The sequence below is a fragment of the Aquaspirillum sp. LM1 genome (genome assembly GCF_002002905.1).
GTDB lineage: Bacteria > Pseudomonadota > Gammaproteobacteria > Burkholderiales > Aquaspirillaceae > Rivihabitans.
In genome coordinates this window covers 1311427-1325222 of the sequence record NZ_CP019509.1, presented here as the reverse complement: position 1 = coordinate 1325222, position 13796 = coordinate 1311427, and the positions used below count along the sequence as shown (strand labels likewise).

Annotated in this window: 12 protein-coding genes; 3 read left to right on the top strand and 9 right to left on the bottom strand. The window is 58.4% G+C overall.

The genetic code is table 11. The features are described from left to right. Positions 1 to 26: 26 nt before the first annotated feature. A complete protein-coding gene (locus tag BXU06_RS05735) occupies positions 27 to 653 on the top strand; it encodes a TetR/AcrR family transcriptional regulator (protein WP_077297669.1) in 627 nt (208 codons plus the stop codon). Between the two features lie 55 nt (positions 654 to 708). Beyond that, the gene (locus BXU06_RS05730) at positions 709 to 1335 is read left to right on the top strand and encodes a nitroreductase family protein (protein WP_077297667.1); all 627 of its coding nucleotides are present in this window, start codon (positions 709 to 711) and stop codon (positions 1333 to 1335) included. Positions 1336 to 1675: 340 nt separating this feature from the next. On the opposite strand, the gene BXU06_RS05725 is transcribed toward BXU06_RS05730, so the two are convergent. From BXU06_RS05725 to BXU06_RS05705, 5 genes are all read right to left on the bottom strand, one after another. Then, positions 1676 to 2644 (bottom strand): NAD(P)H-quinone oxidoreductase, encoded by a 969-nt coding sequence (locus BXU06_RS05725; RefSeq protein ID WP_077297665.1) that lies wholly within the window; start codon positions 2642 to 2644, stop codon positions 1676 to 1678. An 85-nt stretch (positions 2645 to 2729) separates the two neighbouring features. Continuing rightward, the gene (locus tag BXU06_RS05720) at positions 2730 to 4265 is read right to left on the bottom strand and encodes a YdgA family protein (RefSeq protein ID WP_077297663.1); all 1536 of its coding nucleotides are present in this window, start codon (positions 4263 to 4265) and stop codon (positions 2730 to 2732) included. A 99-nt stretch (positions 4266 to 4364) separates the two neighbouring features. Next, positions 4365 to 6008, bottom strand: a complete 1644-nt coding sequence (locus BXU06_RS05715; protein ID WP_077297661.1) for a methyl-accepting chemotaxis protein — start codon at positions 6006 to 6008, stop codon at positions 4365 to 4367. A gap of 340 nt (positions 6009 to 6348) precedes the next feature. Continuing rightward, positions 6349 to 7254, bottom strand: a complete 906-nt coding sequence (locus tag BXU06_RS05710; protein WP_077302688.1) for an SPFH domain-containing protein — start codon at positions 7252 to 7254, stop codon at positions 6349 to 6351. A 26-nt stretch (positions 7255 to 7280) separates the two neighbouring features. Then, complete coding sequence (locus tag BXU06_RS05705) at positions 7281 to 7733, bottom strand: NfeD family protein (protein ID WP_077297659.1); 453 nt, start codon at positions 7731 to 7733, stop codon at positions 7281 to 7283. Between the two features lie 513 nt (positions 7734 to 8246). On the opposite strand from BXU06_RS05705, the gene BXU06_RS05700 reads away from it, so the two are divergent. Then, on the top strand, positions 8247 to 9233 hold the full coding sequence (locus BXU06_RS05700; RefSeq protein ID WP_077297657.1) for an IS5 family transposase: 987 nt from the start codon (positions 8247 to 8249) through the stop codon (positions 9231 to 9233). Positions 9234 to 9497: 264 nt separating this feature from the next. Here the strand turns inward: BXU06_RS05700 and BXU06_RS18065 are convergent, their stop codons facing one another. The 4 genes from BXU06_RS18065 to BXU06_RS05690 all read right to left on the bottom strand — a co-directional run bounded on the left by BXU06_RS18065 (position 9498) and on the right by BXU06_RS05690 (position 13723). Beyond that, positions 9498 to 9902 (bottom strand): methyl-accepting chemotaxis protein, encoded by a 405-nt coding sequence (locus BXU06_RS18065; protein ID WP_253189531.1) that lies wholly within the window; start codon positions 9900 to 9902, stop codon positions 9498 to 9500. Beyond that, the gene (locus BXU06_RS18060) at positions 9848 to 10351 is read right to left on the bottom strand and encodes a methyl-accepting chemotaxis protein (protein ID WP_253189530.1); all 504 of its coding nucleotides are present in this window, start codon (positions 10349 to 10351) and stop codon (positions 9848 to 9850) included. Before BXU06_RS18060 ends, BXU06_RS18065 begins: the two co-directional genes overlap by 55 nt. A 57-nt stretch (positions 10352 to 10408) precedes the next feature. Beyond that, entirely contained in the window at positions 10409 to 11377 is a 969-nt protein-coding gene (locus BXU06_RS18055) for a cache domain-containing protein (protein WP_150125116.1), read from the bottom strand. Between the two features lie 537 nt (positions 11378 to 11914). Next, positions 11915 to 13723 (bottom strand): calcium-binding protein, encoded by a 1809-nt coding sequence (locus BXU06_RS05690; RefSeq protein WP_077297655.1) that lies wholly within the window; start codon positions 13721 to 13723, stop codon positions 11915 to 11917. Positions 13724 to 13796 lie beyond the last annotated feature (73 nt).

Sequence of the window (13796 nt, the reverse complement as noted above, 5' to 3'; positions counted from 1 at the left end):
ATACCGATTGGTATGTAATCTCGCCCATGACCCTCTCCCCCTCCCCTCTTTCCGGCAAAGAAGAACTGGCCCGCGAGCGCATTCTGGATGCCGCGTTTGCCGAGATTCGCCTTCAGGGGTTTCAGGCGGCCAGTGTGTCGGCCATTCTGGCGGAAACCGGGCTGACCAAAGGCGCGCTGTACCATTATTTTCCTGGCAAGAAAGCCCTGGGCCTGGCGGTGGTGGATGAACGGGTGGCGTTGGCATTGCGGCTGGGGGTGCTGGATGCGCTGAATGTGCCTGCCGACCATGCCCGTCCGCTGGATGTTTTGCTGCAGCTGCTTGATCAAGTGCAAGGCTGGGATGAGACGTCGGTGCGGCTGGGTTGCCCGCTGAATAATCTGATGCAGGAAATGAGCGCGGTAGACGAGGAGTTTCGCCTGCACCTTACGGCGATTGTCACCTGCTGGCAGGGTCGGGTGGAAGCGCTGTTGCAGCTGGCGCAGGCCAGGGGGCAGCTGTTGCCGACGGTGGATTGTCACGCGGCGGCGCTGTTTATTGTGGCGGCGTGGGAAGGCTGTGTCAGTGTGGCGAAAAACATGCGTTCGATGCCAGTGTTTGTGGCGTCGATCGAGCAACTGAAGTGCTATATCCGGCAGCTACAGCCGGGTTGATTTTTTTGTCTTCATACATACCAACCGGTATGCATGTATTTTGGGAGTGTTGTCCATGAAGGTTTCTACCGCCATCCACAATCGCCGCTCGATCAAGGCCTTCGATGCCAGCCACGTGATCAGCGATGCCGAAGTGACCCAGCTGTTCAGCCTGGCCAAGCTGGCACCTACTGCGTTCAATATCCAGAACTGGCGTTTTGTGCTGCTGCGCGATCCGGCGCTGCGCCAGCAGGTGCGCGCTGCCGCGTTTGACCAGGCGCAGGTGACTGATGCCTCGCTGCTGGTGGTGTTGACCGCCGACCTCAAAGCCTGGGAAAAAACCCCGCAACGCTACTGGCGCGATGCGGTCCAGCCGGTGCAGGACGCCATGCTGCCGATGCTGGATGGCTACTACCGGGGCCGCGAGCAAGTGCAACGCGATGAGGCCATGCGCTCGTGCGGAATTGCCGCGCAAACGCTGATGCTGGCGGCGCAGGAAATGGGCTACGATTCGTGTCCGATGGATGGGTTTGATTTTGATGCGGTGGGCAAGCTGATCAATCTGCCGGCGGATCACGTCATTGCCATGTTTGTGGCAATTGGCAAGGCCACCCAGCCTGCTTACCCGCGCAGCGGCCCGCTGGCGCTGGAAGAGATTGTGCTGACCGACCGGTTTTGCCAGTCCAGTCGCGGCAATACGTAAGAAAGGGAGGTTTGATTGATGTAGAAAAATCGTTTTTGCCAGAAGCAAAACCCAGCAAAATCAACCTTCTGGATTCCCGCCTGCGCGGGAATGACGATTTTTTCAGCGTTTCCCCTAGTAGCCAGTCACGATGATATGAAGCAAATGACTGGCAGCTAGACCGCTTTCGGCATGCGTTTCACCTGACGTGTCGTTCCCGCGCAGGCGGGAACCCAGACCGCGCTACAGCGTGCGCGGTGGGTGTTGAGCGTTGTCGGATAGTCAGCGCGCTGTGGATGCACCTGGATTCCCGCCTGCGCGGGAATCCAGGTGCATCCACAGCGTTTGGTAGCCGAATGGATCAGGGCACCAGCAGCACAACCTTGCCCTGATTATGGTTTCCTTCCAGCCAGGCGTGCGCCTGGGCGGCATCGGGCAGGGCAAATGTGCGGTCCAGTGTCCACTGAAACAGCCCGGCATCCCATAAGGGCAGTTGCTGTTGTAGCTGACGGGCCAGTGCGGCCCGGTGCGCCAGCGGCTGGCTGCGCAGGGTAGAGCCAATCAGGCTGATGCGCTTGACCAGCAGCAGGCCCAGGTTCAGCATGGCCTGGGCACCGCCCATGACGCCAATCAGCACCAGCTTGCCATCGGTTTTCAGGCAGCTCAGATGCGCGTCCAGATAGCTGCCGCCCACGCAGTCCAGCACCAGATCGGCACGGCCCAGCGCGCGTACGGTGTCGGCAAATGCCGCTTCATGGTAGTTCACCACCTGGTGTGCGCCCAGCCGCTGGCAGAAGGCGGCTTTGTCTGCGCTGCCGCAGGTGGCCACCACGGTTGCGCCACGCCAGCGCGCCAGCTGGATGGCCGCTGCGCCCACGCCACTGGCTCCGGCATGAATCAACACGGTTTGTCCGGCGTGTAACTGGCCCACTTCGATCAGATTCAACCAGGCGGTGAGCCAGGCTTCCGGCACACTCGCCGCCTGTGCCCAGCTCCAGCTGGCCGGTTTGGGCAGGGCTTCGTCGGCATTGACCAAGGCATACTCGGCATAAGCGCCGCCAGGCACCAGCGCCAGCACGGCATCGCCCAATGCCCAGCCGCTGACGTTTTCCCCCAGCGCGTCAACTTCTCCGGCCAGTTCCAGACCCAGAATGGGCGAGGCATCTGCTGGCGGCGGGTAGCGGCCTTCGCGCTGAACAATATCGGCGCGATTCACGCCACAGGCGCGCACCCGCACCCGCAGCTGCCCAGGGCCGGGTTCGGGCAGGGCGGCTTCACCCCAGTACAGACTGTCACTTCCACCGGGGGCGTTCTGGAGAATGGCATACATGCGCGCGGTCCTGATGGCATTAACCCGATGGCATTAAACGGCCTCCCCGCTTTCGCGGGGAGGCGGATTTTTGTTCAGGTGGGGTTTATTGGGCGACGGTTTCCGGTGCGGGCGGCAGGTTGACCACATGGTTGTTCACCTTCAACTGGCCGTTTTTCCATTCTGCCGAGGTGAGCACCTGGCTGCCGTCCAGTTTGACGTAGCCTTGTTCTGACCATACGTCCAGCTGGCTGGCCAGCAGGTTTTTGGCCAGTTCGTCGATTTCCTGCACGGACGGCGGGTTTTCTGCCGAGGCGTCTACCATGAACAGATTACGCGCCTGTGCCACCACCAGATCCTGCAGGGTTTCCCGTGGCATGGCCAGCTTGGCCTGGGCGTCCAGCTTGTTGACAAACACACGCGGGTTGTCCAGGTCGCCCTTCTTGTAGCCGTTCAGGGCCAGATTGCCGGTGAGGGTGATTTCACCTGCCGGCAGTTTCAGCGAAAAGTCGTTGATCACCAGGCGCGGGTCGTTTTCCAGAATCGGCCCGCCCTGCAGGGTAATGGCGTCCAGGTACTGCTGACGCAGCCTGGCTGGCTCGACGCCTTCCACCTGAATATCAGCAAACGCCTGTTCCAGCTTCAGCAGGCTGGGGCCGTGCAGGTGGTTGGCTGACAGGTCCAGCCGCATCGGGCCGTAGGGCACCCGGTTGACTTCCAGCTTGGCAAACGAGAACCTGGCGCGGGTGTTGATGAACTGCTTTTCCTCGCTGCTGACAATCTGGTATTTCAGGTCAACCAGATCGGCCTGCGATGGCCTGATTTCCCCTGCCGGGTTGATAAACTCGCCAATGCGGATGCGGGTAAGCAGCGAAATCAGCTGGTTAAGCTTGATTTCATACGGAATGCTTTCTTTGGATTCCAGCTTGACCCGGGTCACGCTCAGTTCTTTATTGCCCACCCCGGCACCGGTTTCGCCTGGCCGGTTGTCCGACTGATAGGCCAGGTTGGCAAATTCAAAGTGGCCCTTGGTGGCGGCATCCAGCACCATGCCAGGCAAACGGGCATCCACGCTGTACTGGGTGTAGCCGGAATCGTAGCCTACCTTGGTGGTCATGCCCTGCCATTTGATCTTGACCCCGGCCAGGGTTTCCTCGTAGTCAAACGATGGTACGCTGACATTCAGCTCGCCCCCGCCGGTAAAGTTCAGCCGGTTGGTGACGGTGATGGGTTCCTTGTCGCCAAAAAACCGCGACAGCATTTTGCGCGTGTCGTCGGACATGATGAACTGGGTGGTCACCACGGCCCGGGCCGGGCGGCCATCCGGCAAGGGGCCGTGCTGGATGTGGTTGACGTACTTCACCGTGCCCGACAGCGCGCCCTTGGCAGCCTCGGGCAGAATGCTCAGGTACGGCTTGAAGAAGCGTTCGTTGAACGCCAGTTCGGTGGTTTCGGTGGACGAGAACCAGCCTCGCTCATACTGATGCGATTTGACCTTGAAAATCGGCAGGCTCACGATCATTTCGTGCTGCTTGGCCAATGTCCGCTCAGCTTCCAGGCCGGTCCAGTAGGCAGCGCCACTATACGCCACCCCCAAGCCCAGCACCCCCGCCAGCGATCCTTTCCAGATACGCGTCTTCACCCTTGATCCATTCCTGTGCGCAAACAATCTGCGCCTATCTTATTCCATTTCCTGGCCAGGCTGTACTTTTGCATGCAGGGCGGGGCAGCCTTATTCGGGTTAACTCACCCGAAACTTGCGCGTTTGTCCGCGCAGGGTGGCGGAAATCTGTTCCAGCTCGCTGGCAGCGCGGCTGCTGCGCTGCATCAGCGTGCTGGTTTCCGCCGACATGCGGGCAATCTGCTCGACATTCACCGCAATGCTGCCAATGGCGCTGACCTGACGGTCGGTGGCTTGCGCCACTTCGCGCACGCGCTTGAGCGAATCCAGCGCCTGATGGTGAATCTGGTCAAGCACGCTGGTGGCGTCGGTGGCGCGGGCCAGGCCGTTTTCTACCTGTTCCACGGCGGTGTCCATGGTGCTGACCGCCTGCAGGGTGTCGTGCTGGATCACGTCGATCATCCGGCCAATTTCGGCGGTGGCGGTGGCGGTACGTTCGGCCAGCTTGCGCACTTCGTCGGCCACCACGGCAAACCCCCGGCCCTGCTCGCCAGCGCGGGCGGCTTCAATCGCGGCGTTGAGCGCCAGCAGGTTGGTTTGCGCGGCAATTTCGCCAATCACCCCGGCAATGCTGCCGATGTCCTGCGAGCGTTGTTGCAGCAGGCGCATATGCTCGGACGAGCCTTGCACCGAGCTGGCAATCCGCTCGATTTCGGCGGCGGCGGTGCGCACGGCCTGGTGGCCTTTTTCTGACAGCGCAGCGGTGTGCGCCGAGTTGCTTTCGGTTTGCCGGGCAATATCGGCCACCTGATGGATGCTCAGGGTGACCTGCTCGATGCTGGTGGCGGTGGCAGCCGAGGCATCGGACTGCTGGGCGGCGGCCTGCTGCGCTTCCTGGGCTGCCTGGGTGACATGGCGGGCGCGGCTGTCCAGTTCTTCCGACGAGGCCAGCATGTCGCTGAGCAGCGCCTTGAGTTTTTCCTGCATCTGCGCCACGGCCGACAGCATGCTGTCAGGATAACGGGCCACAATGGTTTCACGCAGGTCGCCGCCGGCCATCCGGGTGACCACGGCCGCCGCCTGCGCCGGTTCGCCGCCCAGGCTGTGCAACAACTGACGGCTGATCCACAGCGCCACCCCCACCCCCAGCAGCAGGCTCAGCCCGCACAGCACCAGCATCAGACTCTGGAAATTGGTTGCCACTGCCCGCGCCAGCGGGGTGGTGGCCTGGCTTTTTTGTTCCTGGTAGTCAATCAGCGCATTGATCTTGGCCAGCCAGTCAACAAACGCCGGGCGCAGCTGGTTCAGCAGCACGCTGCGTGCCTGCTCGCTCTGGCCACTGGCCTGCGCCTGGGTCACCTGGGTCATCAGCGGCAGGGTGTGCGCTTCCACCGCCTGCAGCGCCTGCCACATGGCAATTTCCTTGCTGTCCTGGTCGCGTTGCAGCAACGGCTCCAGCTCGGTGGCCGAACGGCGATAGAACTGGGCCAGCCGGTCAATTTCGGCCAGCATGGCGCTGTGCTGGGCCGGATCGGTGTTCAGCACCACATCGCGCAGCACAATGGCGCGGTCGTGCACGCTGCCACGAAAGTTGATGGCGTAACGCTGCTTGACAGCGTTAACGTCGGTGACCTGCTCCAGGCTGCGGTCGATGAAGTTCACTTTCTGGATGCCAATCAGGGTGATGCTGACCATCAGCAGTAAAATCAGGCCAAAACCCAGCGCCAGCCGGCGGCCCAGGGTCAAACGTTGAGGGGAATCCATAAAAAATCCTTCCGGAAAAACAGGGCATCGGGGAACGGTGGCAGGCGGATGGCCTGCCGGTGTAGGGGGCCAAGGATGGCGGCTACATCCGAACCAGCCCGGCCAGCACTTCGCTCAGGCTGATCCACCGGCTGACCCGGCGACGGTTGAACAAGTTCATCATGCGCTCCTGTGCGGGGGTAAGAAAGGATGGTTGCAGTATGCCGCAGGCGGCGGCAATAGATTAAATTATATTTATCTTTTGATTTGGTAGTTTTTAACTATTGTTTTGAAAATAAAAAAACCGGCAGCACCGGCAGCCGGTCAGGGGGCGCGGTGACCGCCACGCCCCGCCTGGCACTCACGATTTTTTCGGCAACACTGCCAGCGCACCTTGCACCAGCCCGGCCAGGTCGGCCAGATTGCTCGGAATCACCACCGTGGTGCCGGTTTTGGCAATATTGCCAAACGCCGCCACATACTGTTCGGCCACTTTCAGCGCAGCGGCGCGGTCGCCGCCTTGTTGTTCCAGTGCCTGCGCCACCAGGCGGATGGCTTCGGCATTGGCTTGCGCCACCATCAGAATCGCCTCGGCCTGGCCGCTGGCCTGGTTGATTGCCGCCTGACGGTCGCCTTCGGATTGCGCCACCATGGCCGACTTCTGCCCTTCGGCCACGTTCACCGCCTGAGCGCGCTCGCCTTCAGACTGGGCAATCAGCGCACGCTTGCGCCGCTCGGCAGTAATCTGCATTTCCATGGCCTGCAGCACCGATTCCGGCGGCACGATGTCCTTTACCTCATAACGCAGCACCTTCACCCCCCAGCCCAGCGAGGCTTCATCCAGCGCCGACACCACGGCGTTGTTGATCGCCGAGCGCTCTTCCAGCAGCTTGTCCAGATCGCGCTGGCCCACTTCCGAGCGCAGGGTGGTTTTGGCCAGTTGCTCAATCGCCATTTCGTAGTCGGATGTACCATACGAGGCCAGCTTGGCGTCGGTCACCTGAAAATACAGAATCCCGTCGATTTTCACCTGCGAGTTGTCACGGGTGATGCACGCCTGCGGCTCGACATCGTAGGGCACTTCCTTGAGCGTGTGCCGGTAGGCAATCCGGTCAACAAACGGGATGATCAGGTTCAACCCGGCGGTCAGCGTGCCGTGATACTTGCCCAGCCGCTCAATCACATAAGCGTGCTGCTGCGGAATCACCAGCACTGCGCTCTTGATCACCACGCCAATCAGCACAAACACCACCAGATAGAACACCATATCGTCCACCTCCCACAAAAAATTCATCATGTTGGCTGCTCACTTTCCGTGCTGGGCAAGGTCACCAGCAAACAATTGGCCTCATGGCCGGTAATCTTCCCCAGGCTGCCCACTGGTGGTGGGGAGCCGGCAAAGCTCAGTTGCGCATCCCATTCACACCCGCGATAGCGCACCCGGCCATGGTGCGGATTGCCGGTCTGGTAGCTGACCAGTGCCACTTCAGCGCCCAGGTCCAGATCCATCACGGTGGGTGAGCTCAGGATGCTGCGTTGCCGCCAGCGCCAGACGCCGGCCACCCCCAGCAGCATCAGGCCCGCCCCCAGCGCCAGCCCGGCCGACAGGCCCAGCCCCAAGGCCAGCATGGCCCCCACGCCGGCCAGACCGAGCGCCACGGCCAGCAGGTAAAACGTGCCGGAAAACACTTCGGCCATCGCCACCAGAGCGGCGAAGACAAACCAGAACAAGGCAGTGTCAGGCATGCTGGAGCTCGCAGGATGATAGGGTGATAACGATTTGATCATACGCGCAGATGGCGAGGCGTGGGGACATCCGCCATCTGCGTGCGCATGCTACGCCTGGCATCAGGCTGACCTGATGCATTTCAGATGAATCAATACGGTGATCCAGTGCCAGTGTTTAATATTATTAACACTAGCATAAAAAATAATAGCCACCCGGGTGGCTGGCGTTCACAAGATGGCAGAAAAAATCTGGCCTTTACCACAAAAAACCAGGAAAGCCGAATGAACCAATAGGAAAAAATTTTGATAATAGCAAGCTATTATCGTCACAGAGTGATCTTGCAATATGCCATGTGATATATTGCGTGATCACAACATTCAGTTCATACATACGTATATTTTATGTGCTTTCTAACCGAAAATCAAAGCATGAGACAGCCATCTTGCTAAGGATGCGCTGATTTATTCCCCGACAGCTGGCTCGAAGCCTCCTGATCTGCGAACATCAGCACATTGAACGTGGATGGTCACATGACAAAGCAAGCCAGCTTTTCCGAACTGGAATACGCGACAAAGAAGAAGGTCACTCGGCGTGACCGGTTTCTTGACGAGATCAACAAAGTGACGCCCTGGGCCGCCTTGGTCGCGCAGATTGAGCCCTTCTACCCAAAAGGAACAGGCCGGGGCCGACCACCGATTGGCGTCGCGCGGATGCTGCGAATGTACATCGCCCAACAATGCTTTGGACTCTCAGACGAAGGCATCGAAGACGCCATCTATGACAGCCAGGCCATCCGGGGATTTGTTGGCATAGACCTGTCGCGGGAGTCTGCACCAGACGCCACCACCCTGCTCAAGTTCCGCCGCCTGCTGGAAACGCACCAGCTGACCGAGCGCATCTTCGAGACCATCAACGCCCTACTGGCCGCGAAGGGCCTGATCCTCAAGGAAGGCACGGTTGTTGACGCCACCATCATTGCTGCGCCGTCCTCGACCAAGAATCGAAGCGGTGAGCGTGATCCTGAAATGCATCAGACCAAAAAGGGCAACCAGTGGTACTTCGGCATGAAGGCGCACATTGGAGTGGATGCTGAAACGGGCATCGTGCATACCCTGGTCACCACGTCAGCCAACGTCAGCGATGTCACCCAGGCGCATGCCTTGCTGCATGGAGAAGAACAGTTTGGCGTTGGCGATGCCGGCTACCAGGGTGTTGAGAAGCGGGAGAAGAACCAGGGGCTCAAGATTCAATGGGAAATTGCCATGCGTCCGGGCAAGCGCAAGGCGTTGCCGGATACGCCGGTTGGGCGACTGCAGGAGCGGATCGAACAGGCCAGGGCCAGGATCCGGGCCAAGGTTGAACATCCATTCAAGATCATCAAGAACCTCTTCGGCATGAAGAAGGTGTCCTACCGTGGGCTGGCGAAGAACACGGCGCGGCTGTACACGCTCTTTGGATTGGCGAATCTGCTGATTGGCAAGTCCTGGAGCGCTCGCAATGCCAAAAATGCGTCCTGAAGAGACAAAATGAGGGAATTTGCTGTGAGATAGCGTGACTTCTGACTGAAACTGGCGATGGGGCTGGTGTTTTTTACTCATCGACGCCTCACTGCTGAATTGATGTAGGCTGCGTGGCTCGCCTTAAGCCAGATGTTGGTTTGTTCAGCGCGTCCCTAACAAAATGGCTGTTTTCCACTCAATAAAGCACACATGACGCCATTCAATGGCCAGACTGGCGGCCAGCGTTGTCACACGCTGAGCCACATGCTGACGTAAATCGTCCTACAGCCGGAAGCGTGCCACCAGGGTTTTCAACGCTTCGCCACTTTCCAGCAGACCATGGATGGTGTGCAACATGTCCTGCAAATGGGTGTCGGTTTCATGGGTTTTCACGTTCACCCGTTCGGCGCTGCGCGCCATATCGTGGGTGGCGCTGCCCTGTTCGGCGGTGGCCAGCTTGATATGGGCCATGCGCTGGGCAATGTCGTCGGCGCGTTCGCGTACCGCCGCCACCCGCAGGGCGGCGTCTTCGGTGTGCGTCATGCTGTGGCTGACCCGTTGCTGGGTGGCGCCCACATGACTGACCGCATCGCCAGTCTGGTCGATTACCTGATCCATGATGCCGGCAATCTCTACCGTGGCAGCAGCAGTGCGCTCGGCCAGCTTGCGCACCTCGTCGGCCACCACGGCAAAGCCACGGCAAAGCCACGGCCCTGCTCGCCGGCGCGCGCGGCTTCAATCGCCGCATTTAGCGCCAGCAAGTTGGTTTGCTCGGCAATGTCGTGAATGGTGTTGACGATGCCGCGAATCGCCTCGGACTTGCTCGACAGCCCGGACATCACCGTTTGCAGCGTGGTGATGGCGCTCACCACCGCCTGCATTTCCTGTGCCACGGTCTGCATGCCTTCTTGCGAACTGACCGAGCCCTGGCGCGACTGCGCCACCAGCGCTTCGGTTTCGCCGACATGCTCGGCAATCTGGTTGATGCTCACCGTCACCTGCTCAATGGTGGCGGCGGTGTTGGCCAGCTCGCTGGACTGAATGCGCGAATCATCGGCAATCTGGCCGGCGCTCTGGTCCAGCCGTTTGGCCGTGTCGGCCAGCGATTCGGCATGCTGGCGCACGCTGGTGAACATCTGCTGCAGCGCGGCGACAAACTGGTTGAACGCCTGGGCAATTTCCGCCAGCTCATCCTAGCCTTTCACCGGCAGGCGCAAGGTCAGGTCGCCCGAGCCGCTGGCCACACTGCGCATGGCATCACGCATTACCGCCAGCCCTTGCAACATGCGCGCCATGCCCAGCCAGATGACGGCGGCAGCCAGCGCCAGACAGCCGGCCAGCGTGGCCAGCATGCGATACAGCATCTGCTGGACCGGGGCCATGGCGGCGGATTGCGACACCAGCACGCCCATCAGCCAGCCGGTTTTGCCCACTGGCTGCAGCACGGCCAGCATGGGCTGATTGTCCAGCTGCAGCGGATGAATCAAACCCTCCTTGGGCACGGCATCCAGGCTGAAGCCCGGAATCACCTCACTGATTTTTTTCAGCGACGAGTTGGCCTCCGGATGGGCAATCACCGTGCCGTCCTGCGCAAGTAAGAATGCCTGACCATTGCCGGGCAGCTGGGTGGCCAGCACTTCTTCCACCACCCGCTTGAGCAGCACATCGCCACCCACCACGCCAACCAGCTGGCCATTTCGGCGCAGGGCCTGGGCAAAGGTGATGACTGGCTGCTTGCTGGTGGCGTCCAGATACGGCGGCGAGGCAATCGGGCCTTCGCTGGCCACGGCGGCCACATACCAGGGCCGTCCAGTGGGGTCGTAGTTTTCTGGCGCTGTTGCCTGACTCAAGGTCATGGTCTTATCCGGCTCGCCCAGGTAGCAATCGTCAAATCCGCCAGCAATGCGCGCCTGATCCAGCACCGGCTTGAGCAGGCCGTGGCCGACATTCAGCAGCACACTGTTGACGATGCGCTGGCGGGAACTGACCCACTCGTTGATAAAGGCCACCTTGTTGCTGGTGATCTGGCTGATGGTGTTACGCACTTCCACTTCGGCGGCGGCATAGGCATGCAAATACGCCACTGCCGTCAGCACGGCAGCCAGACTCATCACCACCACCAGCACAAAGCCAAGCAGACGGTGACGCAATGAATTCATCATGAGGTTCTCTCCTTAGAAATGGGATGCCCGGTGTCACGAATGGTGACCCAGGTAATTGGCATGCGCCGGATAGACGCATGTCTCCCTATAATGGTGATGGGAACAAGATTGTGCAGGCCGCACAGATAAGAGAAAGCGCTGAATCACCCCGAATGCCAGAGTGATTCAGTGTTCTCTGCGAGTGGAATGCAAGCCAATGACCAGGGTGATAGCCAGCAGCGCAATACCGGGTCTGGCAACCGGATACATGGCCAGATGAGGGACGTTAATCAGGGTGTCTGAATACGTGATATTATTAATTTATATTCAGGTATATTTTAAACAATCAAATTATCCAAAGCAAAACACAAAAAGGCCATCCTGGGTATAGGATGGCCTTTTTGTGTTTTAAAAAACCGTGTTAACGCAATAGCCTGCTACCGGTGAATCATGCCCCGCCCAGCGCCTGGTCGATATCAGGCCGAGCAGCCTGCAGCGTGGGCATATGTTCAAGCACACCACGGCTGAACCTCACCAAGCGAGCAAGACATGGCATTGTTACATATGGTCAAAAATAAAGTCCGACACCTGGAAGTCCACACCACCCGAGATATAGATGCACAAATCATCGCTGGTGAACGTGGCGCTATCGCTACGATCCAGAATCAGGTAAGTCACGTATTGCCATGCAGGATCTTCATCATAGCGGATTGCGGTCAGCGTCGGTGCAGCAGCACTGCCTGATGCAGATCCCAGACTCAACAAGGCATCCCAGTCGGCGGTGGTCTGCAATGGCGCACCAAGCAGGCGAGTGAACACCTGATTCACGGTTGTCGGATTAGCTGCGGTAGGAGACAGCGCCAAGCGGATATGGTCTTCACCTGAGGTAAAGTCATTGATCACCAGGCTATCCACGCCGCTGGTGTTGTAGATGGCGTGGTTGCCGCGATAGTTATTGCCAATCCAGAAGGTATCATGGCCTTCATTGCCATACACCCATTGCATTCCCCCCCAAGCTGGCGCCGTCAAGGAGTCCACCCCGATCTTGATCAGATCATCACCTGACCCACCTTGCAGTTCATCGTCGCCGCCCCAGCCAATCAAGGTATCGTTCCCCTCCATGCCGTACAGCCGGTTGCTGGCTGAACTCCCCTGTAGGACATTATTCAGATGATTGCCCGTACCTTCAGTAAAGTAGGTGGTTTCCATCAAGGTCAGATCTTCGATCTCCCAGTTTTCCAGAGAGTAGCTGCCATACGATTTGAGCCTATCATGTCCTTCATTGGCCAGTTCCCCGGCTGAACTGAGTGCCCCCTGATACATGATATAGGTGTCATCACCGACACCCCCCCACAAGATATTAGCGCCTTGCATGGAAATCAGCACATCGTTCCCAGAGCCGCCCAATACCGAGTCAGCGCCATAGGCATAGATGGTGTCATTGCCATCATCGCCATAAAGTTCTTGATAATTGTTTGCTGCGTACGTACTACTACCACCATAGATAGTATCATTACCACCCATGCCATGAATAATACTGATGCCCGTGGGCGTCAGGTCCTTGAGCAGGTTATTCGCGTTGCTACCAATCAGTTCCATATAAGGAGAATAAAATGCCGAGTTGATAACCACATTTTCTACATTATCTGGAACTACATAGCCAGTCATATAAAGCGCATCAACATCACTGGCCAGATGGAAATACAATGTATCGACCCCTTCGCCTGCAGCCTCAACAACATCGTCATTCAAGCTGTCTACGCCATAACTGTCATTGCCATTACCACCGCTCATGAGATCATCACCAGCCTGACCATCCAGCGTGTCATTGCCACTGCCCCCTTCCAGCGTGTCATTACCTGCACCACCGTACAAAGTGTCGGCACCATCCAGTCCTTGTAGAAGATTGTCCAGGCTATTGCCAGTCAGGGCATTGTTCAGCGAATTACCCACACCACTGATCGCCACACTTGAAGAAAGCACTAGAGATTCCAGATTGTCTGGCAAGATATAGCTAACCAATGCAGAGCGAACCGTATCAGTGCCTTCTCCTACCTGTTCCACGACGATATCGGCAAGCGAGTCGACCACATAATAGTCATTGCCTAATTCTCCGATCATCAAGTCAGCGCCAGCCTGGCCGTCAAGAATATCATTACCGATACCACCATATAACGTATCGCTACCTGAGCCACCATACAAGCTATCATGGCCATCGTAACCATAAAGGATATTGGCTCCGCTATTGCCAATCAATTTGTTATTCAAATTATCTCCGGCACCATCAACATTGCTACCGCCTGTTAGATAGAGGGTATCTTCCCCTGCTGCCAAGGTATAACTACTGCTGCTGGATACTGCACTCATGATTGACCTCGCATCATATTAATAATACTTAACACGTGAATTTCCCGAAAATATATACAGCAAGAGATACAGA